Origin of the sequence: Bradyrhizobium sp. 141, assembly GCF_023074055.1 — a bacterium.
In the GTDB taxonomy this organism is placed as follows: Bacteria; Pseudomonadota; Alphaproteobacteria; order Rhizobiales; family Xanthobacteraceae; genus Bradyrhizobium.
In genome coordinates this window covers 15,078-37,522 of sequence record NZ_JADPKR010000039.1, presented here as the reverse complement: position 1 = coordinate 37,522, position 22,445 = coordinate 15,078, and the positions used below count along the sequence as shown (strand labels likewise).

The window sequence follows — 22,445 nt, the reverse complement described above, 5'->3', positions numbered from 1 at the left end:
GGGGTGAACGAAGAATGGCGTCACTTAAAGACATGCGCGTCCGCATCGCCTCCACCAAGGCGACGCAGAAGATCACCAAGGCGATGCAGATGGTCGCCGCGTCCAGATTGCGCCGCGCCCAGCAAGCGGCCGAGGCGGCGCGGCCCTATGCGGACAAGATGAGCGCGGTGATCTCCAACATCGCCAGCGCTGCCGCGGGTTCGCCCGGCGCGCCGGCACTGCTGGCCGGCACCGGCAAGGACCAGGTCCACCTGCTGCTGGTCTGCACCGGCGAACGTGGTCTGTCGGGTGCCTTCAACTCCTCGATCGTGCGTCTCGCGCGCGAGCGCGCCCAGGCACTGATCGCGCAGGGCAAGGAAGTCAAATTCTTCTGCGTCGGCCGCAAGGGCTACGAGCAGCTCCGCCGCCTGTACGACAAGCAGATCGTCGAGCATCTCGACCTGCGCAGCGTCCGTCAGCTCGGCTTCGTCAACGCCGAGGACATCGCCAAGAAGGTGCTGGCCCGTTTCGACAACGGCGAGTTCGACGTCTGCACGCTGTTCTACGCGCAGTTCAAGTCGGTGATTGCCCAGATCCCGACCGCGCAGCAGATCATTCCGCTGATCGTCGAGGAAAAGGCCGCGAACGCGCCGACGACCTCCTACGAATACGAGCCGGAGGAGGACGAGCTTCTCTCCGGCCTGTTGCCGCGCAATATCGCGGTGCAGATCTTCCGCGCGCTGCTGGAAAACAACGCCTCGTTCTATGGCGCGCAGATGAGCTCGATGGACAACGCCACCCGCAACGCGGGTGAGATGATTCGCAAGCAAACCCAGATCTACAACCGAACCCGTCAAGCCCAGATCACCAAGGAGCTGATCGAGATCATCTCCGGCGCCGAGGCGGTCTGACGCACGAACCAAACGACGGTCGTTCAAGTACAGAATTTCGAAGGAGAGCTTCATGGCTACAGCAGCTAACCCGGTCGGTCGCGTCACCCAGGTCATGGGCGCCGTCGTCGACGTTCAGTTCGAAGGCCACCTGCCGGCCATTCTCAATTCGTTGGAAACCAGGAACGGCAACATCCGCCTCGTGCTGGAAGTTGCGCAGCATCTCGGCGAGTCCACCGTGCGTACGATCGCGATGGACGTGACCGAAGGTCTGGTGCGCGGCCAGGAAGTCACCGACACCGGCCAGCCGATCGCGGTTCCGGTGGGCGACGGCACGCTCGGCCGCATCATGAACGTGATCGGCGAGCCGATCGACGAAGCCGGTCCCATCAAGTCCGAGGGCGTGCGCGCCATCCACCAGGAAGCGCCGACCTACACCGACCAGTCGACCGAAGCCGAGATTCTCGTCACCGGCATCAAGGTCGTCGATCTTCTTGCTCCCTACGCGAAGGGCGGCAAGATCGGCCTGTTCGGCGGCGCCGGCGTCGGCAAAACCGTGCTGATCCAGGAGCTGATCAACAACGTCGCGAAGGCGCACGGCGGTTACTCCGTGTTCGCCGGCGTGGGCGAGCGTACCCGCGAGGGCAACGACCTCTATCACGAGTTCATCGAGTCCAAGGTCAACGCCGATCCGCACAATCCGGATCCGAGCGTGAAGTCGAAGTGCGCGCTGGTGTTCGGCCAGATGAACGAGCCGCCGGGCGCGCGCGCCCGCGTCGGCCTCACGGGTCTCACCGTCGCCGAGCACTTCCGCGACCAGGGCCAGGACGTGCTGTTCTTCGTCGACAACATCTTCCGCTTCACCCAGGCTGGTTCGGAAGTGTCGGCGCTGCTCGGCCGCATTCCGAGCGCCGTGGGTTACCAGCCGACGCTGGCCACCGACATGGGCGCGCTGCAGGAGCGCATCACCACCACGCAGAAGGGCTCGATCACCTCGGTGCAGGCCATCTACGTTCCAGCCGACGACTTGACCGACCCGGCGCCCGCGACCTCGTTCGCGCATTTGGACGCCACCACCGTGCTGAACCGCGCGATCTCGGAAAAGGGCATCTACCCGGCGGTGGACCCGCTCGACTCGACCTCGCGCATGCTCTCGCCGCTCGTCGTCGGCCAGGAGCACTACGACACCGCGCGCCAGGTCCAGCAGGTGCTGCAGCGCTACAAGTCGCTCCAGGACATCATCGCCATTCTGGGCATGGACGAGCTTTCGGAAGAGGACAAGCTGACGGTGGCCCGCGCCCGCAAGATCGAGCGCTTCCTGTCGCAGCCGTTCCACGTGGCCGAAATCTTCACCGGCTCGCCCGGCAAGTTCGTCGACCTCGCGGACACCATCAAGGGCTTCCGCGGCCTTTGCGAAGGCAAGTATGATCACCTCCCGGAAGCCGCCTTCTACATGGTCGGCACCATCGAAGAGGCGGTCGAGAAGGGCAAGAAGCTGGCGGCCGAGGCGGCCTAAGCTGCGAATGGCGAGTAGGGAGTAGCAAATAGTCTCGCTGCTCCCGCTCCATTCGCTATTCGCTACTCACCATTCGCAGGTTTCCAATGGCCACCTTCCACTTCGATCTCGTCTCTCCGGAAAAGCTCGCCTTCTCGGGCGAGGTCGATCAGGTCGACATCCCCGGCGTCGAGGGAGACTTCGGCGTGCTGGCAGGGCATGCGCCGGTCGTGGCCGCGATCCGTCCGGGCATTCTCACCATCACCGCTGGCGGCCGTCACGAGAAGATCATCGTGCTCGGCGGTCTCGCCGAAGTCTCCGAAAACGGCCTGACCGTGCTCGCCGACGTCGCGACGTCGCTGGCCGAGCTCGACCGCGCCCAGTTCGCCGCGACCGTCTCGGAGATGGAAGAGGGGCTGAAGGAGCACGAAGGCAGCGAGCTCGATCAGGCGATCGAGCGGCTCGACCACTTCAAGAGCATCCAGCAGCAGCTCAACTCGACGGCTATGCACTAAGCCCCGGGGCACCGCTCCGGGGCTTTAGGCCTAAAATTCCTGAACAAGTTCAGCGCTCGTCACCGACCGTGGCGGGCGCTGAAACTTTGTTGCACCGCGCTTCCGATAGCGGCATTCTCCCTTGCGAATTTTGTTCCCGGGGCGGGGTGCAGATGAAACGCAAGATCGCCGCGATATTCGCAGCGGATATTGCCGGTTACTCGAGATTGGTCGCGGAAGACGAGGAGGAGACGCTGCGGCGTCTGGCCTCCTACCGCGAGGTCGTCGACGATTTCATCGCCAAGTCCGGCGGACGCATCTTCAACACGGCGGGCGATGCCGTGCTGGCGGAATTCCCGAGCGCGGTCGATGCGGTGCGCTGCGCGATCGACATCCAGGAGTCGTTGCGGACCCGCAACATGGCCTATCCGCCGAGCCGGCAGATGTCGTTCCGCATCGGCATCACCATCGGCGACGTGGTCGAGCGCGACGGCGATCTGCTTGGCGACGGCGTCAACATCGCGGCGCGGCTGGAAGGCCTCGCCGAGGTCGGCGGCATCTGCGTCTCCCGCGCGGTGCATGAGCAGGTCGCCAACAAGCTCTCGGTGCAGTTCGCCGATATCGGCGCGCAGGAGGTCAAGAACATCCCGACGCCCGTGCATGCCTACATGGTGGCGATGCGGCGCGAGGACGGCAGCTACACCAAGCCGCAGCTGAAGAGGCCGGGCTCGAAGCTGGCCGCTGCCCCGGTGTGGATGTGGCCGCTGGTGGTCGCGGTGGTCTCGATCGTCGCCATCGGCGTCACCGGCTTTCTCTACAACACCAAGCTCAAGCAGACGGCGAGCGTCGCAGCGGCGCCGGCCGCGGCACCAAGTGCCACGCCGACGGCAAATGCAGCGGTGCCGAGCCCAATGCCGACCCAGCTTGCCAAGGCGCCGATGACATCAATGGCGCCGCAAAATACCGGAGCTGCCATGGCTCCGATGCCTGCGCCGTCGGCCGCGCCGATGGCCGGCAAGTTTGCGGCCGACAGCGTGCCGTTCATCAACGAGCGCGTCCGCAACTTCCTCGCCGGCGACTATTCCACGGCCGGCGACTACAAGGCCTTCGCGCTCAATGTCGGCGGCTTCACCGGCTCGGTGTTGAACCAGCCGAGCGAGGAGGCCGCGCGTAACGGCGCGCTCGAGCAGTGCCAGAAGCGCGCCGATGCCGCGCAATCGCCGCGGCGTTGCGAGCTCTATGCGGTCGGCAACACGATCGTCTACACTCACGGCAAGCCGCCGATGCCGCCGTCGCCCTATTTCCGGCATGACGCCATGACCGAGCGGGCGTTCGCCTCAAAGGACTTTCCGATCGTGCGCGATCCGCAAAAAGTCCGTCTCGAGAACATGTTCGTGCCGGCTGCGAAATCGCGTTCGGTCGCGCTTGGGCCGGGCGGACAATATTTCATGGTGCTCGGCGCCTCATCGCCTGAGGACGCCGCGCGGCGGTCCCTGGAATCGTGCGGCGCGATCGCCGGCGTGGCGTGCCTCGTGGTCGCCGTCGACGATAATTTCGTCGTGCCGATCCCGACCCTGTTCAGGATCACCGGCTTCTTCAATGCCGCCTCCAATGCATCGATCGTAGCGGATGCGCGCGGCGAGGTGATGCGCAAGCTCGCCGACGCCATGGGCTGGAATGCGATTGCCGTCGGCACCGCCGGCCGGCCGGGCCTCGGCCTCAAGGCCGCCGACGAGCAGACCGCCGTCAATTCCGCCCTCGCCGACTGCGCCAAGCGCGACAGCGATTGCCACGTCCTCGCAATCGGCCCGTTCACGGTGGGACCGGTTAATTAGGGTGGAATGTGCTTAGGTTGAATCAATCGGCTGCGGGCTCGGTGCACCTCTCCCGCCTGCGGGAGAGGTCGGCGCAACGCGCCCGGTGAGGGCTCTCTCCTCTTGGGGGTTCTCGGTTGCGGAGATACCCTCTCCCCAACCCTCCCCCGCAAGCGGGGGAGGGAGCGCAGCGGAGCGAGCGGTGGCAGCCTTGCTGACAAGAACGGTGCCTCACGCGCAAATCTCCGGCGAAAATCCTCCAATGATTTCCACCCCCGTTCTACTGTGCATGGGGTTGTTTTCGCGGTTTTACTTTCCAAAGACCGCAAACTCTCGCGCCACCGCGCGATAAACGTCACGCCGGAACGGCACCACGACATCGGCGACGCGATCCAGGCGCTCCCAGCGCCAGGCGTCGAACTCCGCGGGCTGGTCGTTGCGCGGCGTCAGCGGATCGATCTCATCATCCTTGCCGGTGAAACGCAGCGCGAACCATTTTTGCCGCTGCCCGCGAAACTTCGCCAGCCGGTGTGTTTGCGGGCCGTCGTAAGGAGGGAATTCGTAGGTCAACCAGTCGGTCTCGCCGAGGTAGTCCGCGCTGACGACGCTGGTCTCCTCCCAGAGCTCGCGCATCGCGGCGTCACGCAGATTCTCGCCCTCGTCGACGCCGCCTTGCGGCATCTGCCAATCGAGCCCCGGCAGGATGATCTCGGGGCCGTCGCCCTTGAAGCGGTGACCGATCAGCACGCGGCCATCGGCATTGAAGAGGGCAATCCCCACGTTGGGGCGGTAGGGCTTTTCGTTGGTCACGCGGGCATCTCTCATCGTCATTCCGGCGATGCCTTAGCATCGAACCCGGAGCGACAATTTGATTTATTCATCCGCCAGCGGGGAAAATTCCTGCACCACGCGCTCATAGACCGGGCGCTTGAAGGGAATGATCAGCCCGGTCAGATTGTGCATCGGTTCCCAGCGCCAGCTTACGAACTCGGCCTTGTGGCCGCCGCCGCCGGGCCTTTCGACGTTGATCTCGCTGTCCTTGCCGGTGAAGCGCACCGCGTACCATTTCTGGCGCTGGCCGCGATAGCGGCCCTTCCAGGCGCGCCCGGCGACCGTGCGCGGAATGTCGTAAGTGAGCCAGTCCGGGACCTCGCCGAGCCGCTCGACCGAGCGCACGCTGGTCTCCTCATAGAGCTCGCGCTTGGCGGCCTCCCAGGTGTCTTCGCCGGGATCGACGCCGCCCTGCGGCATCTGCCAGACATGGGTGTCATCGACATGTTCGATGCCGCCGGCGCGGCGGCCGATGAACACCAGGCCCTTCGTGTTGATCAGCATCACTCCGACGCAGGTCCGGTAGGGCAGATCCTCGTAACGCGCCATTCCGCCAGACCTCTCGCATGCTGTCGGTAGGGCGCCAATGGCCCCGCGAGGACCCGTGCCGTACCAATCCGTTGATTTAGCTGGATTTTGATTTCAGCATCGCGGTTGTCAATGGCACCAAAAGGATACCCCGGTCGCCCAATGTCTTGGTCCAGGCGGCGATGCGCTCGATCGAGACGGGAAGGGCGGAGGCGGTGCCGACAGCCGCGCCGCGCTCGCGTGCCGCCGATTCGAGCTTGTTCAGGGCGCGGTCGATCTCGGTCGGGGTCGGCACCACGTCGATCGCGATGTCGCCTTTGCCGAACGGCATGGTCTGGTTCGCCGCGGCCTGAGGCGCGATGCTGCGGGGCGAGGAGCCGTCGTCGAAAAAGCCGAGGCCGCGCTTGGCCGCCTCGCGGATGATCGGCTGCATCGCCGGCTCCGTCGCGATGAAGCGGGTGCCCATGAAATTGGCGATGCCGGCATAGCCCTGCATCCGGCTCAAATGCCAGTACAGGCGGTCCATGTTCTGGTCGGCGCTGAGCGAGGTCAGCAGCGTCTGCGGTCCCGGATCGTTGTCGGGGAAGTCGTAGGGCTCCATCGGGATCTGCAGGAAGATCTCGTGGCGCTGCGCGCGGGCCCGCTCCGCCAGCTTGCCGGGATCGGACCCGTAAGGCGTGAAGGCCAGCGTCACCGCCGGCGGCAGCTTCATGATGGCGTCGGTGGTCTTGGCGGCGCCGACGCCGAGGCCGCCGATCACGATGGCGACCACCGGCATCTTGGCGGCCTTGGCGCGGTCGGCATCCGCCGCGTAGACGTTGAACGGCTTCAGCCCGTCGGCGACCACCGGGATCATGCCGTAGCGTGACTTCTCCAGCAGTTTTGGATTGATCCCGGCCATGACGGGCGGCGGGGCTGACGCTGCGGCGTCGCCCTTGTCGGCGGCTTCGCCGGCACCGATCACCACGTCATGGCGGGCGCCGGTGGAGCCGTCGATCATGGTAACGGTCTTCTGCTCGCCGGGAGCAGCCTGCTTCTGCGCCTCCTGGCTGTCGTGCTTGCTGTCTTGCTTGCCGTCTTGCTTGCTGTTCTGGCCATGGTCGGCGGCAGGCTTCTCAGCGGCAGCCTTGTCCGCGCCCTTCTCGCCGATCGCGATCCGCGTCATCGGCTCGCCGCCGAGCGGATCCTTGTTGAAGATGGCGAAGCCGGCAAAGGTAACGAGGAACAGGCCGAGCAGGACGGCGAGCAGCTGCATGGCCGTGAACGGCAGCCGCAGCCGGCGTTTCCGGCGCGGCTTATCCTGTCCGAGCGGGGCGCTCAGATCATCGGCCGTTTCAGTCATGCGCGATCCCGAATCACTGCGAATGACGATACCACGCCGGGGTCAAGCGGCGGCAGGCCGGGATAGGCCGGGGATGCCGGGAGTTCCAAGCAAAAAGGGCGGCTCGAGGAGCCGCCCTTCTCGTCAGATCTTACGATGCGAGGACCTAATTCGCCGCTTTGGGCTTGTCGGCCGTGGCCTTGTTGTCGCCGCCAGGGGTGGGCGCCGCCGAGGCGCTGTTCTTGATGCCGTGGAGCAAATCGTCGGCGAGCTTGAGCGCCTTGTCGTCCTTGGCGTCCGGCGGGACGTAGGACTGCGAGCCGGTCTTCTCGTCGCCGTCGTTCTTGAGATGGCCGCGCAGCGAAGCTTCGCCCTTGGTGTCGGTGCGCGACTTCAGCTCGTCCGGTACGTCCTGCAGCACTTCGATGTCGGGCACGATGCCCTTGGCCTGGATCGACTTGCCCGACGGCGTGTAGTAGCGCGCGGTGGTCAGACGCAGCGCGCCGTTGCCGCTTCCGAGCGGGATGATGGTCTGCACCGAGCCCTTGCCGAACGAGCGGGTGCCGACGATGGTTGCGCGCTTGTGGTCCTGCAGCGCGCCGGCGACGATTTCCGACGCCGAAGCCGAGCCGCCATTGACCAGCACGATGACCGGCTTGCCCTTGGTGAGGTCGCCCGAATGCGCGGTACGGCGCTGGGTCTCCTCGGCGTTGCGGCCGCGGGTCGACACGATCTCGCCCTTCTCCAGGAACGAGTCGGAGACAGTGACCGCTTCCTCGAGCAGGCCGCCCGGATTGTTGCGGAGGTCGATGACGTAGCCCTTGAGCTTGTCGCCGATCTGATTCGAGAGGTTGGCGATCTCGCGCTTCAGGCCTTCGGTGGTCTGCTCGTTGAACGTGGTGATGCGGATATAGCCGATGTCGTCCTGTTCGACACGCGCGCGCACCGAGCGGACGCGGATGTTGTCGCGCACCAGGGTGACGTCGATCGGATTGTCCTGGCCCTTGCGGATGATCTTGAGCTTGATCTTGGTGTTGACCGGGCCGCGCATCTTCTCGACCGCCTGATTCAGGGTCAGGCCCTGCACCGCCTCGTCGTCGAGATTGGTGATGATGTCGTTGGCCATGACACCGGCGCGCGAGGCCGGCGTGTCGTCGATCGGCGAGACCACCTTGATGAGGCCGTCTTCCATCGTGACCTCGATGCCGAGGCCGCCGAATTCACCGCGGGTCTGCACCTGCATGTCGCGGAAGCTCTTGGCGTCCATGTAGCTCGAATGCGGATCGAGGCCGGTAAGCATGCCGCTGATGGCGGATTCGATCAGCTTGGTGTCGTCGGGCTTCTCGACATAGTCGGAGCGCACGCGCTCGAAGACGTCGCCGAACAGATTGAGCTGGCGATAGGTGTCCGCGGTGGCAGCTCGCGCGCTCGAACCCATGAACACCGCGCGCGGCTGTGTCACGAACAGCGTCAGCGCCGCACCGGTGGCTGCGCTGAGGAGGATTACTGAAGTCTTGCGCATCATCCGCGAACCTTCTCGCCTTCATTTGCGGCCCACCATGGGCCTGGATCGATTGGAGTGCCGTCCTTACGGAACTCGACATACAGCACAGGTTGACTCGCGTTCGTCGCGAGAATGGAAGCGACCTGAGAGGTCGACCCCATGGTCGCGACCGGCTCCCCCGTGAGCACAAACTGTCCGATGTTGACCGAAATGCGCTCCATCCCGGCGATCAGGACATGATACCCGCCCCCGGCATTGAGGATCAAGAGTTGTCCATAGCTGCGGAACGGGCCGGAATAGACCACCCAGCCGTCACACGGCGTTGTGACCTGGGAGCCGGGCTTGGTCGCCAGCGAAATACCCTTCTGGACCCCGCCGGCCCCGTCGGAACCGCCAAAATCCCTGATCTTGTTACCGTTAACTGGAAGAGGCAGGAGGCCCCTGGCCGAGGCAAAGGCAATCGCGGGGGTGGTCCGGGACCGGTCCTTGAATGCGCCCGGGCCGGATTTGGCGCTGGCTGCCGCCTTGGCTTCGGCCAGCTTTGCGGCCTCGGCGGCCTTCTCGGCTGCCTTGGCGGCGCTTTGCAGGTCCTGCTCCATCTTGGTGATCAGCCCCTGGAGATCCCCGACCTGCTTTGACAGTATGATCGCGCGCGAGTTCTCGGCGTCGAGATCCTTTTCGCGCCCCGCCTGCTGGCGCTGCCGTTCGTCGACGAGGGCGGTGAGCCGGGTCTGGTCGTTGCGGACCCGGTCGCGGTCCGAGGCGAGCTGGTCGCGCTCGGTGGCGATGGACTTGCGCAAGGCGACGAGCTCGCCGAGCTCGCTTGCGATCTTTTCGGCGCGGCCGCGCAATTCCGGCACCACGGCGCCGAGCAACATCGCCGTGCGCAGCGATTGCAGCGCATCTTCGGGCCGCACCAGCAGCGCCGGCGGTGTGCGCCGCCCGGCCCGCTGCAACGCCGCCAGCACCTCGACGATGTCGGCGCGGCGCGAATCCAGCGAGGTGCGCATCGCCTGCTCGCGTCCGTTCAGCGCGCGCAGCCGTGCTTCGGTCTCGTCGATCTTGGTCTCCACGCTGCGCACATTGGCGGCGGTGTCGATCAGCTGCTGGTTGAGCTGGGTGCGGTCCTGGCCGAGCGCGGTGATCTCGGCCTTGAGCTTGGCCTGTGCTTCCTCCGCGCTCTTCTGCCTGGCGCGGGCGGCTTCCAGCTCCTGCTCGCGCTGCTTGATGGCATCGGGCGAGACGGCTGCGGTCTGCGGCGCCGGCGTTGCCGTCTGAGCTTGCGCGAGGCTTGCGCCGGCAACGCTTGTGATCAGCAACAGGTTGAGGAGCGGCGCTCGCATCGTGTCGGCAAAGGTGCTCGTTATGGCGCGCATCACGCGCGGTGATAGGGGTGGCCGGCCAGAATGGTGGCGGCCCGGTAAAGCTGTTCCAGAAGCATGACGCGGACCATTTGGTGCGGCCAGGTCGCAGAGCCGAACGCGATCGCGAGCTTCGCCTTACGGCGCAATTCGGGCGAAAGTCCGTCCGCCCCTCCGATCACGAAGATAGTATGTCCGGCGCCTTCGTCCCGCCAGCGCGACAGATGCCGTGCGAATACGCTGGACTCGAGATTCTGGCCGCGCTCGTCCAGCGCCACCAGGATCGATTTTTCCGGAATATGGACGGAGATCGCCGCGGCCTCCTCGCTCATCCGCGTCGCGGTGTCCCGCGCGCGGCTTTCGGGGATTTCGTGGACCAGGAGCTCGCGGAATCCAAGCTTGCGGCCGGCCTCATCGAACCGCTCGAAATAGCGGTCGGCAAGCTCCCGTTCGGGGCCCTGCTTCAGCCGGCCCACCGCAATGACAGCAACACGCATGATATCTTCAGGGGTCTGATATCTTCAGGGTCGCGTTTTCAAGACCGCGCGCAATAAGCGCGCGCACGACGCTAGCATGCGCGTCAGCCGATTCGAAATCGGCCCGATGAGCCTAGATCGCCTTCGCCGCCCCTGGGCCCTGCGTGTACAATCGCTCGAGATTGTAGAACTCGCGGACTTCGGGTCGGAACACGTGCACGATCACGTCGCCGGAATCGATCAACACCCAGTCGCAATTGGGCAAGCCCTCGACGTGGATGTTCTTGATGCCGTTTTCCTTGAGGCCTTTGGCGACGTTTTCCGCGATCGCGCCGACGTGCCGGTTCACCCGGCCGGTGGTGACGATCATGTAGTCGGAGTACGCCGATTTGCCGCGAAGGTCGATGGTGACCGTCTCTTCCGCCTTCATGTCGTCGAGGCGGGAGAGGATCAGGCTCAGCGTCTTGTCGGCGTCGGGTTGCGCCTTCAAGGCCGCAGCTTTGGTCGATGTTTTACGCGCCGGCTTGGCAACCTTGGGTAAAACAGACTCTGTCTTGGACAATACAGATGTGGTCAGGGACCATTCCTTTCACTGTATCGCGAACGCCGAATCCGGCGCCCACTGGCTACACTACATCATGTGGGGTTAAGGGTTTCAATATGCCAGAGAGCCCGAAGTCCACATCACGTCGGCATACTCTGACTCACTTCGTACCTTTCCAGCTCCCGTCCGGGTTCCGCAGGCCCGTCGAGGAGAGATTCAGCTTCAATCCGGTCAAAAACACCCAAGCCGGCGGCCTCCGGTCCGCCAGCAGTGCCGCCTTTTCCTGGGAAAGGCGGTAGCGCGATAATGCCTGTCCTGCGGGGGAGGCGAGGGCGCGAAAACTCTGCGGCGGGCGATCGATGATGGCCATCGGCACCTGGGCGGCGATGCGCCGCCAGTCCTGCCAACGGTGGAATTGAGCGAGGTTGTCGGCGCCCATGATCCAGACAAAGCGCAAGCCAGGGAAGCGGCGGCGCAAGATGTTGATCGTGTCGATAGTATAGCGGGTACGAATGACGGATTCGAGACAGCTGACCTCGATGCGCGGATCATCAGCGACCTCGCGCGCCGCCTGCATGCGCGCGCCGAGCTCATGCAGCGCGCCGTTCTCCTTCAGCGGATTGCCTGGCGTCACCAGCCACCAGACGCGATCGAGTTGCAATCGCTTCAGCGCGAACTGGCTGATGGCGCGATGGGCCTGATGCGGCGGATTGAACGAGCCGCCGAGCAGGCCGATGCGCATGCCCTCCGTGTGAGGCGGGACCGCTTCCGCCACAAAACGCGGCACGACGAAATTGTTGCTCAATGCCCGCCCCGCGACGTTACTTACGGCCGCGTCTGCCCAGTGCCGCGAACGCGATATTTGAAGCTCGTCAGTTGCTCGGCGCCGACGGGGCCGCGGGCATGGAAGCGTCCGGTGGCGATGCCGATCTCGGCGCCGAAGCCGAACTCGCCGCCATCGGCGAACTGCGTCGAGGCGTTGTGCAGCACGATCGCGGAATCGACCTCGCTCAGGAATTTGTTCGCAGCCGCCTCATCCGCGCTCACGATCGCATCGGTGTGATGCGAACCGTGGTTCTGGATGTGCGCGATCGCGCCGTCGACGCCGTCCACCACCTTCGCCGCGATGATCGCGTCGAGATATTCGGTGTCCCAATCATCTTCGCTCGCAGGTTTTACGCGCGCATCCGCCCCTTGCACTGTTTCATCACCGCGCACCTCGCAGCCGGCTTCGATCAGCATCTCGACCAGCGGCTTCAGATTTTTGCCGGCAGCAGCGCGATCGACCAGCAGCGTCTCGGCCGCGCCGCAGACGCCGGTGCGGCGCATTTTAGCGTTGAGCACGATCGACTTCGCCATGGCAAGGTCGGCGCTGGCATCGACATAGACGTGATTGACGCCTTCGAGATGCGCAAATACAGGCACGCGGGCTTCCTGCTCGACACGTGCGACGAGGCTCTTACCGCCCCGGGGAACGATCACGTCGACGGCGCCGTTCAATCCCGACAGCATCATGCCGACCGCCGCGCGGTCGCGCGTCGGTACCAGCGTGATCGCAGCTTCAGGCAGGCCCGCTTCGCGCAGGCCCTGCACCAGGCATTCATGGATCGCGCGGCACGACCGGAAACTGTCGGAGCCGCCGCGCAGGATCACGGCATTGCCGGATTTCAGGCACAGCACGCCGGCGTCCGCCGCGACGTTGGGCCGGCTCTCGAAGATCACGCCGACGACGCCGAGCGGCACGCGCACGCGCTCGATGGACATGCCGTTCGGCCGCTGCCAGCTCTCGGTGACGATGCCGATCGGGTCGGCAATGCCGCGCACGATGCCGATGCCTTCGGCCATCGCCTCGACCCGCGCCGGGGTCAGGGTCAGGCGGTCGATGAAGGAGGAGGTGGCGTTGCCGGAGGCGCGGGCCTCAGCGACGTCCTCGGCATTGGCGGCGAGGATCGCCGCGGCGTTGCCGCGGATCGCCCGCTCCATGGCCTCGAGCGCCCGGTTCTTTTGCTCCGGCGGCGCCAGCGCCAGCACGCGCGCGGCAGCGCGGGCACGGGTCCCGAGTTCGGACATCAGGGCCTGAAGATCGGCGTTGCCGTCGACGGCTTTGAGGGGGGCGGCCATGGGAGTTTCAACCTTCTGCTAAGGCGGTGTCCTAGCACGGAAATCCCGCTTTTGCGAAGGCTCGGGAGAGTATGGCTGATCTCCCGATGCTGTGTCAGCTAAGCCGCTGGCCTATCTCCGGCGTCATGGCCGGGCTTGACCCGGCCATCCACGCCTTCTCTCTCCCGCAAGAACGTGGATGCCCGGGACAAGCCCGGGCATGCGACAAGGCCTTACCCCCCCACCACCAGATCATCGCGGTGGATCATCTCCGACCTCCCACTGATGCCGAGGATGGCCATCACGTCCGGGGATGAGCGGCCCTTGATCCGTTCGGCGACCTCGGCGTCATAGGCGATCAGGCCGCGGCCGACCTCGCTGCCATCAGGGCCGCGCACGATCACGGCATCGCCGCGGGCGAACTGGCCCTCGACCTTGATCACGCCGGCCGGCAGCAGGCTGGCGCCGGCGCGCAGCGCCGTCACGGCGCCGGCATCGATCGTCAGCGTGCCCTTCGGCTCCAGCGTGCCTGCGATCCAGCGCTTTCGCGAGGTGATGGGGTTGGCCGGCGTCAGGAACCAGGTGCAGCGGCCGCCATCGGCGATCGCCTGCAGGGGATGCTCGATCTTGCCGGAAGCGATCAGCATATGCGTGCCGCCGGTTGTGGCGATCTTGGCCGCCTCGACCTTGGTGCGCATGCCGCCGCGCGACAGCTCGGACTCGGCGTCACCCGCCACGGCCTCGATCTCCGAGGAGATGCTCTCGACCACCGGAATGAGCTTCGCGTTCGGGTTGTTCTTAGGCGGGGCGTCGTAGAGCCCGTCGATGTCGGACAGCAGCACCAGGAGGTCGGCGCTCGCCATGGTGGCGACCCGCGCGGCGAGGCGGTCGTTGTCGCCGTAGCGGATCTCGTTGGTCGCCACCGTGTCGTTCTCGTTGATCACGGGGATGGCGCGCCATTCCAGCAGCTTGCCGATGGTGGAGCGCGCGTTGAGATAGCGGCGGCGCTCCTCGGTGTCCTGCAGTGTCACCAGGATCTGGCCGGCGCCGATGCCGTGCGCGCCCAGCACCTCCGACCAGATCCGCGCGAGCGCGATCTGGCCGACGGCGGCGGCGGCCTGGCTCTCCTCCAGCTTCAGCGGACCGCGCGGCAATTTGAGCCGGCTGCGGCCGAGTGCGATCGAACCGGAGGAGACGACCAGCACGTCGCGGCCCTCGCGGTGCAGCTTGGCCATGTCGTCGGCGAGCGCGGCGAGCCAGGACGCCCGCACCTCGCCCCTGTCGGAATCGACCAGTAGCGCGGAGCCGACCTTGACGACGATGCGGCGGAATTGACTGAGTTCGGGGCTGGCCATGTGTATGTGTGTGTGGCGCTGTATGCGGAAAACGGCGGAGCGACAGGCGGCGCCGATGAGCCCTGCTTTTGCAGCAGGACGGTGACCGGCGCAAGGCAGCCGGCATGGTAAACGGCGTATCTCGGCCTTGTGTCGGGCGTTCGCCTGGCTCTAATTGCGGCCAACGATAATGGGCCGAAAGAGGAAACGAATGGATCGCCGCAAATTCATGGCCGGATGCCTTGGGGGATATCTTGGGCTGCCGCTGCTCTCGCAGGCGGGCGAAGCGCAAGCGCAGGCGGGACTGAGCAAGATGATCTTCCCGTTCGCGGCGGGGGCGGGCGGCGACACGCTGTGCCGGCTGATCGCGCAGGAGATGGCGCCGGCGCTGCAGCGGACCATCGTGGTCGAGAACCGCACCGGCGGCGACGGCCTGATCGGCATCAAGGCGGTGAAGGGCGCAAGCGCAGACGGCAGCATGGTGCTGGTGACGACAGGCCCGACCATGTACCTGCTGCCGATGGTGGAGACGACACCGAGCTTCGACACGGCCAAGGATTTCATGCCGGTATCGCTGCTGGCGCGGTTTGAATTCGCGCTGGTGATCAACGCGGCGGTCGAGGCCACCGATTTCAAGAGCTTTGTGACGTGGCTCAAGGCGCATCCGGACAAGACGTCATTCGGCGTGCCGAGCAACGGCACCATTCCGCATTTCATGGGCTCCAAGCTCGAGAAGGACCTCGGCATCCCCCTGACCCGCGTGCCCTATCGCGGCAGCGCGCCGATCCTCAACGATCTCGTCGGCGGTCACATCTCTTTTGGGATCACCACACTGGCCGACGCGCTGCCGCAGCACCGCGCCAAGGGCGTGAAGATCATCGCGGTGTCGAGCGCGGAGCGTTCGCCGTTCGCGTCTGAGGTCCCGACGCTGAAGGAGAGCGGCATCGATCTCGTCGCGGACGCCTGGTACGGCATGTGGCTTCCGGCCGGCAGCCCGCCGGAGTTTGCGAGCAAGCTCGGCGCGGCCGCGAGCGCCGCGCTCGCCAAGCCCGAGGTGAAGGAGAAGCTGACGGCGATCGGTCTCATTCCGGTCGGGTCGACACCGGATGGATTGACCAAGGAGCTCGCCGCGAACATCGCGTTGTGGCAGCCGATCGTGAAAGCGACGGGATACAAGATCGAGAATTGAGGGCGCGGCTCGCACTCCACACCCCGCCGTCATGGCCGGGCCTGACCCGGCCATCCACGTGCCTCAGCGTTTGGCGCAAGACGTGGATGCCGGGGTCAAGCCCGGGCATGACGAGCTGAGAGAGCTTCGCGCCCTCTATCTCCTCATCCTGAGGAGCCGCGAAGCGGCGTCTCGAAGGATCGAGGCCCCGCTGCTGTAGCTGGCCTGCATGGTTCTCGCGGCGATGCCAAGCATCGTCCGCTAGACGGCGCTTACGCGCCTCCTCACCATGAGGGTTTAGAGCTTCGCGCGCTGCGCGATGCCATCCTTGATCGCAGCAAGCTCGGCCTCGTCCCAGATGCCGATCAGAACGCCGCCCTTCACCTGCAGCTGGTTATCCGCATAGGCCGCGATCTTCTCGCGCGGGGTCGTGATGTGGTCGTTCGGATGCAGCGCCCAGTCGAACAGCTCGGCCTGCAACCGCGCGATGATCCCTGCACATTCAGGATCGTCGCCACGATCCAAATATTCATCCGGATCGGTTTCGAGGTCGTACAGCATCGGGCGGAAGCCGGAGGCATGGATGTATTTCCAGCGGCCGTCGAACACCATGAACAGGCGGCAGCGCGCGATCGGCTGGTTCAGCTTCAGCCGCACATCCTGCATGGCATAGTCATATTCGGAGAACGCGACCTTGCGCCAATCCGGCGGTGTGGAGCCGCGCAGCAGCGGCAGCAGCGAGCGTCCTTCGAGAATGTGGCCCGGCACCTTGCCGCCGAAATAGTCGACGAAGGTCGGCGCGAGATCGATGGCCTCGACCAGCGCATCGCTGCGCGTGCCGCGCGTGGCGTCGGCCTCTTGCGACGGATCGATGATGATCAGCGGAATCTTCGCCGACTGCTCGTGAAACAAATCCTTCTCGCCCATCCAGTGATCGCCGAGATAGTCGCCGTGATCGGAGGTGAACACGATCATCGTCGTTTCCAGCAGGCCGCGCGCCTCCAAAAATTTCATCAGCACGCCCATCTGGTCGTCGATCTGGGTGATCAGGCCCATATAGGCCGGGATCACCTTCTCGCGGGCCTCATCGCGGGCCATGTTGCGGGAGTAGCGCATGTCCATGTAGGCGCCGAACACCGGATGCGGATTCTGCCGTTCGCGCTCGGAGCGTATCACCGGGATCATGTCGTCGGTCGAATACATGCTGGCGTAGGGCTCGGGCGCGATATAGGGCCAGTGCGGCTTGATGTAGGACAGATGCAGGCACCACGGCTTGCCCACGATCTCGGCCTCGCCGATGAAATCCATCGCGCGCCGCGTCATGTAGGGCGTCTCGGAATGCTCGTCCGGCACGCGCGCGGCCTTGTCGGCGTGCACCAACAGCCAGCCGTTCTGCAAGGAGCCGTCGTCCGCCGCGCCTGAATTGGCCCAGTGCTCCCAGGGATTGGTGGCCTCGAAACCCTGCCGGCGCAGATATTCGTCGTATTTCGGCCGCGGCCGTCCGGTCGGGTGCAGGCCGTCGTCGCGTTCATAAGGCTCGAAGCCGCATTCGGCGACATGCACGCCGATCGTCGATTCCGGTGGGATGCCGAGCGCCTTCATGCCTTCGAGGTCGGGCGCCATGTGGGTCTTGCCGACCAGCACGTTGCGCACGCCGATCTTGCCCAGGTGGTCGCCGAGCGTGGGTTCGCCGACGCGCAGCGGCCAGCCGTTCCAGTGCGAGCCGTGCGAGCGCATGTAGCGTCCCGTGTAGAACGACATCCGCGACGGCCCGCAGATTGGCGATTGCACATAGGCCTTGCTGAACAGCACGCCGCGCTTGGCCATGGCGTCGATGTTCGGCGTCTTCAGCGTGGGATGGCCGGTGCAGCCGAGATAATCATAGCGAAGCTGGTCGCACATGATCCAGAGAACGTTCTTCGCGCGCGCCATGCGTCTCGCTCCTTACTTCGGTCGCCCGATATTGCGCTATCGATGGCGCGAAGAAAACCTCTCCCGTAGAGAGAGGTGCGGAGGGAGCGGTACTTACTTCACGCCGACCAAGGCTCCGCCTCGGCCGCGCTCTTGGCCTTGGCCGACACCGGGGCCTCGCCGATCACCTCGACGAGCGCGCGCAAGGCTTCCTTGACGCCATCGCCGGTGATGCCGGACAGCAGCAGCGGGGTCTTCTTGGCCGCACGCTTCAGCCGGTCCTTCTGCTTCTTCAATTCGTCCGGCTCGACCGCGTCGATCTTGTTCAGCGCGACGATCTCGATCTTGTCGGTCAAGAGCCCGCCATAGGCGTCGAGCTCCTTGCGCACCGTCTTGTAGGCCTTGCCGGCATGCTCGCAGGTTGCGTCGATCAGATGCAGCAGCACGCGGCAGCGCTCGACATGGCCGAGGAAGCGATCGCCGAGACCGGTGCCTTCATGCGCGCCCTCGATCAGACCGGGAATGTCGGCGAGCACGAACTCGCGGCCGTCGGCGTTGACGACGCCAAGCTGCGGATGCAGCGTGGTGAAGGGATAGTCGGCGATCTTCGGCCGCGCCGCGCTGACCTTGGACAGGAAGGTCGACTTGCCGGCATTTGGCATGCCGACGAGACCGGCATCCGCGATGAGCTTCAGCCGCAGCCAGATCCAGCGCTCTTCGCCCACCTGGCCGGGATTGGCGTTGCGCGGCGCGCGGTTGGTCGAGGTTTTGAAATGCGCGTTGCCGAAGCCGCCATTGCCGCCCTCGGCCAGCACGAACTTTTCGCCGACATTGGTGAAGTCGTGGATCAGTGTCTCGCGGTCCTCGTCGAAGATCTGCGTGCCCAAGGGAACCTTCAGCACGATGTTCTTGCCGTTGGCGCCGTGGCGGTCCGAGCCCGAGCCGTTCTCGCCCTTCTGGGCCTTGAAGTGCTGCTGGTAGCGGTAATCGATCAGCGTGTTGAGGCCGTCGGCGACCTCGATGATGACATTGCCGCCGCGGCCGCCATTGCCGCCGGAGGGACCGCCGAATTCGATGAACTTCTCGCGGCGGAACGCCACGCAGCCGTTCCCGCCGTCACCGGAGCGGATATAGACCTTTGCTTCGTCGAGGAATTTCATGGGCCATAGGTAGGCCAGCCGGTCCCGCGCGGCAACCCGGATGGACCCGCAAATCGGCCGAATTTCTCGCGAATTTGGGCCCTTGCTTAACCCCGGGACGACTTCAGAGGGGCCGCCGACGGATCAGGAATTTCTGCGTGCCCTCCAGCACCAGCTCCTTGCGCTGGTTGAACACGGTACTCCCCAGCGTCACCACGCCGGTGGTGCGGCCCGGCACCAGCTCGGTGACCTCGAGCGCGGGATAGAGGGTGTCGTCGGCGAAGACCGGTTTGAGAAACCGGCTCGATTGCTCGAGGAAGCCGACCAGGGATTCCTCGACCATGAACGGAAACAGGCCGGCGCCGGGCGCGGTGTGGATCAGGGTCTGGAAGCCGTGGGCGAGCAGATGCGGCATGCCGCGGCTGCGGCAATATTCCAAATCGTAGTGCACGGGATGGGTATCGCCGCTCGCGGTCTGGAACGCCGCGAAGATCGCCGACGTCTGGGTCCGGCTCGGCACCACGAAGCGTTCGCCGACGACGAAATCTTCAAACCAGCGTTGCGTGGGGATCATGCGATGCTGGGTCGGATCGAAATCGGTCATGTCAAAGCTCTTTTGTCGGTGCGGCTGCTATCGCTACCGCGATGCGAAGAGTGCGACAATCCGTTCAGTTCGACGGAGTGGGCTTGTCCGGCGCGGCCACGTCATTAAAACGACCGCAAGCGACTCTACCAGCCGATTCCTGACGCTCTCTCCCCGTCATTGCGAGGAGCGAAGCGACGAAGCAATCCAGACTGCCGCTGCGGAGGCAGTCTGGATTGCTTCGCTTCCGCCTTCGCTCTTCGAGCTTCGGCGGACAAGTCGCTCGCAATGACGACCCCTGACAGTGCAATCAATGCCCTTCTTCAAATCTCTCTCCGCCTATGACGATCGCTCCGCGCGCCTGGCCGGAATCGGACTCATGGTGCTGTCGATCTTCATGTTCTCGTTCGGCGACGCCATGGGCAAGTTCCTGGTCGGGACCTATTCGGTGGGACAGCTGCTGTTCCTGCGCGCCTGCGCGGCGCTGCTGCTGCTGTCGCCGCTGATCTGGAAGCAGCGTCACCAGTTCCTGCATCTGGAGCGGCCGCGCCTGCAGCTGTTTCGCGTCGTGCTCTCGACGCTGGAAGTCGCCGCCTTCTTCCTTGCGACCGTTTACCTGCCGCTCGCCGACGTCATCACCTACTATCTGGCCGGGCCCATCTTCGTCACCGCGATGTCGGCGATCTTTCTGGGGGAGAAGGTCGGCTGGCGGCGCTGGACGGCGATCCTGATCGGCTTCTGCGGCGTCTTGATCGCGCTGCGGCCGTCGGCGCAGACCGTCAGCCTGCCGGCGTTGATCGCGCTCGGCGGCAGCCTGTCCTTCGCGACGTTGATGCTGATCACACGCAGCCTGCGCAAGACGCCCGACATCGTGATGGCGTCCTCGCAATTTGTCGGCACGTTCTCGCTGGGTGCGGTGCTGTCGGCGTTCCATTGGGTGCCGCCGACCCCGGGCAGCCTCGTGATCTTCGTGACCGCCGGGCTGGTTTCGGTAACGGCGTTGTTCTGCGTCAACCGGTCCCTGAAACTCGCGCCGGCGAGCGTCGTGGTGCCCTACCAATATTCGATGATCGTCTGGGCCGTGATCTTCGGCTTCGTCGTGTTCGGCGACGTGCCGTCCATGGCGACGCTGATCGGCGCCGCGATCATCATCGGCGCCGGGTTCTATATTTACTTGCGCGAGCGCGATCTCGGCCGTGAGAGCGCCGACGTGAATCCGCCGGCGTGATGCCCACCCTCGCCTGGGGGAGGGTAAGTCACCTCATCCGTCTCGCGCTGCTCCAGCTCTTCAGCGAGGCCCACACCCCGCGCGACAAGCGGAAGCAGTCGACCGGCGTCGACGAGCCCAGCGCGAGGAAGCGATGCAGCTGCACGCCGCTCCACTGGAAGCCGCACTTCTCCAGCACCTTGCGCGAGGCCGGGTTGGTGACGCGCGCGCCGGCATAGAGATGCTCGTCCTCGAACTCCTCGAAGAAGAAGTCGATCGCGCCGCGCGCGGCCTCGGTGGCAAAGCCCTGGCCCCAATGCTCGACGCCGAGCCAGTAGCCGAGCTCGGCATCGCCGGGCTTTGAGCAGTCGATGCCGACCATGCCGACCGGTCCGGTGTCGTGCTCGATCAGGAATACGGTCTCGCTGCCGAGCGCTGCGGTGGCGCGGACGAATTCGACGGCGTCGTCCTGCGAATAGGGATGCGGCAGGCGGCGGGTGTTTTCGGCGATGCGGCGGTCATTGGCGAGCCGGGCGATGGTCCTGACGTCGGCAAGCGTCGGCCGCCGCAAGGTCAGTCGCTCCGTGGCGACGACGCTGGGTCTCGCCTCCTGCAAGGTCACGCTCGAGAAATCCTGCAACATGTCCGGCTCCGTGAAAGTCACTAAGTCAAAGTGAGCAAGCAAAAGAAAAGGGGAGGCCGGTTTCCCGCCTCCCCTGGAGCCTTCGATCTCTATGATCTGGACTCCGCCGGTTCAGTGGGACCGGCGGATTCCAATTTGATCCACCGTCTATTCAGCAGCCTCTGCGATCGGGAGCACCGATACGAAGGTGCGGCCGTTGGCTTTGGCCTGGAACGTTACGCGACCCTCGACCTTCGCGAACAAAGTGTGATCCGTGCCCATGCCGACATTAAGGCCGGGATGCCAGGTGGTGCCGCGCTGACGCGCAATGATGTTGCCGGGAATCACAACTTCCCCGCCGAACGCCTTGATACCGAGGCGCTTACCCTTGGAATCGCGTCCGTTACGCGATGAACCGCCTGCTTTTTTGTGAGCCATGGCCCGTCTCCGAAATCCTGCGTATTTCTAGATCAATTCCTTGACGGAATCATTTCAAAATTTCTCACGCATCAATTCGTGAATTGGCGTGATCAACTTTATTTATTCGGCGGCTTCCGCTGCCGGCTCCTTCGCCACCTTCTCCCGCTTCGGACGCGGGCCCTTGGTGGGCTTGGCGCCGTCGGTCAGGATCTCGCTGATGCGCAGAACCGTGATCTCGTCGCGATAGCCGCGCTTGCGGCGCGAATTCTTGCGGCGGCGCTTCTTGAACGCGATGACCTTGGGGCCGCGCTTGTGGTCGAGCACCTCGACCGCGACGGACGCGCCTGCGACCGTCGGAATGCCCAGCACCGGCGTGTCGCCGCCGACCACCAGCACTTCATTTAACTGCATGATCGAGCCGACTTCGCCTTCGATCTTGCCTACTTCGAGAACATCATCCGGCTCGACGCGGTATTGCTTGCCGCCGGTTTTGATGACTGCGAACATCGTTTTTTCTCCGTGTTCAATCCCGGCCTCGCGACGGATTGTCGGGGCCGGCTTTTTGCCAGTCGCTATGGGTTTATGCGAGTTTTGTGCGGGCGGGAGTTATCCCTTTGAAAACCCACGCAAAAACAAGCGGCGCGAGAAACGCCCCGCGCCGGTTGCGGGACTTATAGCCGCCGGGCGCGAAGAGTCAAGGAAAACCGCCGGGATTTGAAGGATT

The 22,445-nt window shown here is 64.9% G+C and carries 22 protein-coding genes; 6 read left to right on the top strand and 16 right to left on the bottom strand.

The annotated features are described in order from the left end of the window. The first annotated feature begins 14 nt into the window (after positions 1-14). From IVA81_RS11645 to IVA81_RS11630, 4 genes are all read left to right on the top strand, one after another. Positions 15-890, top strand: coding sequence for a F0F1 ATP synthase subunit gamma (locus IVA81_RS11645; RefSeq protein WP_247316542.1), 876 nt, complete (start codon positions 15-17; stop codon positions 888-890). A gap of 52 nt (positions 891-942) precedes the next feature. Continuing rightward, positions 943-2,385, top strand: a complete 1,443-nt coding sequence (atpD, locus tag IVA81_RS11640; RefSeq protein ID WP_247316540.1) for a F0F1 ATP synthase subunit beta — start codon at positions 943-945, stop codon at positions 2,383-2,385. 86 nt (positions 2,386-2,471) lie between these two features. Further along, positions 2,472-2,879 carry a F0F1 ATP synthase subunit epsilon gene (locus IVA81_RS11635; protein WP_247316538.1) on the top strand — a complete coding sequence of 136 codons (408 nt, stop codon included), beginning with the start codon at positions 2,472-2,474 and terminating at the stop codon, positions 2,877-2,879. 152 nt (positions 2,880-3,031) lie between these two features. Further along, entirely contained in the window at positions 3,032-4,693 is a 1,662-nt protein-coding gene (locus IVA81_RS11630) for an adenylate/guanylate cyclase domain-containing protein (RefSeq protein ID WP_247316536.1), read from the top strand. Positions 4,694-4,981: 288 nt separating this feature from the next. On the opposite strand, the gene IVA81_RS11625 is transcribed toward IVA81_RS11630, so the two are convergent. The 10 genes from IVA81_RS11625 to proB all read right to left on the bottom strand — a co-directional run bounded on the left by IVA81_RS11625 (position 4,982) and on the right by proB (position 14,692). Further along, positions 4,982-5,482 carry an RNA pyrophosphohydrolase gene (locus IVA81_RS11625; RefSeq protein WP_247316534.1) on the bottom strand — a complete coding sequence of 167 codons (501 nt, stop codon included), beginning with the start codon at positions 5,480-5,482 and terminating at the stop codon, positions 4,982-4,984. Positions 5,483-5,545: 63 nt separating this feature from the next. Next, positions 5,546-6,052 (bottom strand): RNA pyrophosphohydrolase, encoded by a 507-nt coding sequence (locus IVA81_RS11620; RefSeq protein ID WP_247316532.1) that lies wholly within the window; start codon positions 6,050-6,052, stop codon positions 5,546-5,548. A gap of 76 nt (positions 6,053-6,128) precedes the next feature. Next, complete coding sequence (locus IVA81_RS11615) at positions 6,129-7,373, bottom strand: divergent polysaccharide deacetylase family protein (protein ID WP_247316530.1); 1,245 nt, start codon at positions 7,371-7,373, stop codon at positions 6,129-6,131. A gap of 145 nt (positions 7,374-7,518) precedes the next feature. Next, positions 7,519-8,877: a S41 family peptidase gene (locus IVA81_RS11610; RefSeq protein WP_247316514.1), complete on the bottom strand. Its 1,359-nt coding sequence runs from the start codon at positions 8,875-8,877 to the stop codon at positions 7,519-7,521. Next, positions 8,874-10,199, bottom strand: coding sequence for a peptidoglycan DD-metalloendopeptidase family protein (locus IVA81_RS11605; RefSeq protein ID WP_247316513.1), 1,326 nt, complete (start codon positions 10,197-10,199; stop codon positions 8,874-8,876). Before IVA81_RS11605 ends, IVA81_RS11610 begins: the two co-directional genes overlap by 4 nt. Before the next feature lie 32 nt (positions 10,200-10,231). Further along, positions 10,232-10,714, bottom strand: coding sequence for a 23S rRNA (pseudouridine(1915)-N(3))-methyltransferase RlmH (rlmH, locus tag IVA81_RS11600; protein WP_247316512.1), 483 nt, complete (start codon positions 10,712-10,714; stop codon positions 10,232-10,234). 112 nt (positions 10,715-10,826) lie between these two features. After that, the gene (gene rsfS / locus IVA81_RS11595; protein WP_027515020.1) at positions 10,827-11,183 is read right to left on the bottom strand and encodes a ribosome silencing factor; all 357 of its coding nucleotides are present in this window, start codon (positions 11,181-11,183) and stop codon (positions 10,827-10,829) included. Between the two features lie 214 nt (positions 11,184-11,397). Next, entirely contained in the window at positions 11,398-12,042 is a 645-nt protein-coding gene (locus IVA81_RS11590) for a nicotinate-nucleotide adenylyltransferase (protein ID WP_247316511.1), read from the bottom strand. Between the two features lie 20 nt (positions 12,043-12,062). Continuing rightward, complete coding sequence (locus IVA81_RS11585; protein ID WP_247316510.1) at positions 12,063-13,358, bottom strand: glutamate-5-semialdehyde dehydrogenase; 1,296 nt, start codon at positions 13,356-13,358, stop codon at positions 12,063-12,065. A gap of 212 nt (positions 13,359-13,570) precedes the next feature. Then, positions 13,571-14,692, bottom strand: a complete 1,122-nt coding sequence (gene proB, locus IVA81_RS11580; protein ID WP_247316507.1) for a glutamate 5-kinase — start codon at positions 14,690-14,692, stop codon at positions 13,571-13,573. 190 nt (positions 14,693-14,882) lie between these two features. Between proB and IVA81_RS11575 the strand changes: the two genes are divergently transcribed. Continuing rightward, entirely contained in the window at positions 14,883-15,860 is a 978-nt protein-coding gene (locus IVA81_RS11575) for a Bug family tripartite tricarboxylate transporter substrate binding protein (RefSeq protein WP_247316505.1), read from the top strand. A 276-nt stretch (positions 15,861-16,136) separates the two neighbouring features. Here IVA81_RS11575 and IVA81_RS11570 read toward each other — a convergent pair whose 3' ends face one another. From IVA81_RS11570 to IVA81_RS11560, 3 genes are all read right to left on the bottom strand, one after another. Further along, a complete protein-coding gene (locus tag IVA81_RS11570) occupies positions 16,137-17,771 on the bottom strand; it encodes an alkaline phosphatase family protein (protein WP_247316504.1) in 1,635 nt (544 codons plus the stop codon). Positions 17,772-17,869: 98 nt separating this feature from the next. Beyond that, positions 17,870-18,910 (bottom strand): GTPase ObgE, encoded by a 1,041-nt coding sequence (gene obgE / locus IVA81_RS11565; RefSeq protein ID WP_247316502.1) that lies wholly within the window; start codon positions 18,908-18,910, stop codon positions 17,870-17,872. A gap of 103 nt (positions 18,911-19,013) precedes the next feature. Then, positions 19,014-19,493, bottom strand: coding sequence for a MaoC family dehydratase (locus tag IVA81_RS11560; RefSeq protein WP_247316494.1), 480 nt, complete (start codon positions 19,491-19,493; stop codon positions 19,014-19,016). 292 nt (positions 19,494-19,785) lie between these two features. Between IVA81_RS11560 and IVA81_RS11555 the strand changes: the two genes are divergently transcribed. Continuing rightward, positions 19,786-20,700 (top strand): DMT family transporter, encoded by a 915-nt coding sequence (locus IVA81_RS11555; protein ID WP_247316492.1) that lies wholly within the window; start codon positions 19,786-19,788, stop codon positions 20,698-20,700. 28 nt (positions 20,701-20,728) lie between these two features. Here IVA81_RS11555 and IVA81_RS11550 read toward each other — a convergent pair whose 3' ends face one another. The 3 genes from IVA81_RS11550 to rplU all read right to left on the bottom strand — a co-directional run bounded on the left by IVA81_RS11550 (position 20,729) and on the right by rplU (position 22,228). Beyond that, positions 20,729-21,322, bottom strand: coding sequence for a GNAT family N-acetyltransferase (locus IVA81_RS11550; RefSeq protein WP_247316490.1), 594 nt, complete (start codon positions 21,320-21,322; stop codon positions 20,729-20,731). A gap of 147 nt (positions 21,323-21,469) precedes the next feature. Further along, entirely contained in the window at positions 21,470-21,739 is a 270-nt protein-coding gene (rpmA, locus tag IVA81_RS11545) for a 50S ribosomal protein L27 (RefSeq protein ID WP_247316480.1), read from the bottom strand. Between the two features lie 102 nt (positions 21,740-21,841). Next, positions 21,842-22,228 carry a 50S ribosomal protein L21 gene (gene rplU / locus IVA81_RS11540; protein WP_063198396.1) on the bottom strand — a complete coding sequence of 129 codons (387 nt, stop codon included), beginning with the start codon at positions 22,226-22,228 and terminating at the stop codon, positions 21,842-21,844. Positions 22,229-22,445: the final 217 nt, after the last annotated feature.

Bases quoted from the DNA above. Each gene is read 5' to 3' on its own strand.
- IVA81_RS11645 (WP_247316542.1), top strand. From the start codon at position 15: ATGGCGTCACTTAAAGACATGCGCGTCCGCATCGCCTCCACCAAGGCG.
- atpD (WP_247316540.1), top strand. From the start codon at position 943: ATGGCTACAGCAGCTAACCCGGTCGGTCGCGTCACCCAGGTCATGGGC.
- IVA81_RS11635 (WP_247316538.1), top strand. From the start codon at position 2,472: ATGGCCACCTTCCACTTCGATCTCGTCTCTCCGGAAAAGCTCGCCTTC.
- IVA81_RS11630 (WP_247316536.1), top strand. From the start codon at position 3,032: ATGAAACGCAAGATCGCCGCGATATTCGCAGCGGATATTGCCGGTTAC.
- IVA81_RS11620 (WP_247316532.1), bottom strand. From the start codon at position 6,052: ATGGCGCGTTACGAGGATCTGCCCTACCGGACCTGCGTCGGAGTGATG.
- IVA81_RS11615 (WP_247316530.1), bottom strand. From the start codon at position 7,373: ATGACTGAAACGGCCGATGATCTGAGCGCCCCGCTCGGACAGGATAAG.
- IVA81_RS11610 (WP_247316514.1), bottom strand. From the start codon at position 8,877: ATGATGCGCAAGACTTCAGTAATCCTCCTCAGCGCAGCCACCGGTGCG.
- IVA81_RS11605 (WP_247316513.1), bottom strand. From the start codon at position 10,199: ATGCGAGCGCCGCTCCTCAACCTGTTGCTGATCACAAGCGTTGCCGGC.
- rlmH (WP_247316512.1), bottom strand. From the start codon at position 10,714: ATGCGTGTTGCTGTCATTGCGGTGGGCCGGCTGAAGCAGGGCCCCGAA.
- IVA81_RS11585 (WP_247316510.1), bottom strand. From the start codon at position 13,358: ATGGCCGCCCCCCTCAAAGCCGTCGACGGCAACGCCGATCTTCAGGCC.
- proB (WP_247316507.1), bottom strand. From the start codon at position 14,692: ATGGCCAGCCCCGAACTCAGTCAATTCCGCCGCATCGTCGTCAAGGTC.
- IVA81_RS11575 (WP_247316505.1), top strand. From the start codon at position 14,883: ATGGATCGCCGCAAATTCATGGCCGGATGCCTTGGGGGATATCTTGGG.
- IVA81_RS11570 (WP_247316504.1), bottom strand. From the start codon at position 17,771: ATGGCGCGCGCGAAGAACGTTCTCTGGATCATGTGCGACCAGCTTCGC.
- obgE (WP_247316502.1), bottom strand. From the start codon at position 18,910: ATGAAATTCCTCGACGAAGCAAAGGTCTATATCCGCTCCGGTGACGGC.
- IVA81_RS11560 (WP_247316494.1), bottom strand. From the start codon at position 19,493: ATGACCGATTTCGATCCGACCCAGCATCGCATGATCCCCACGCAACGC.
- IVA81_RS11555 (WP_247316492.1), top strand. From the start codon at position 19,786: ATGCCCTTCTTCAAATCTCTCTCCGCCTATGACGATCGCTCCGCGCGC.
- IVA81_RS11550 (WP_247316490.1), bottom strand. From the start codon at position 21,322: ATGTTGCAGGATTTCTCGAGCGTGACCTTGCAGGAGGCGAGACCCAGC.
- rpmA (WP_247316480.1), bottom strand. From the start codon at position 21,739: ATGGCTCACAAAAAAGCAGGCGGTTCATCGCGTAACGGACGCGATTCC.
- rplU (WP_063198396.1), bottom strand. From the start codon at position 22,228: ATGTTCGCAGTCATCAAAACCGGCGGCAAGCAATACCGCGTCGAGCCG.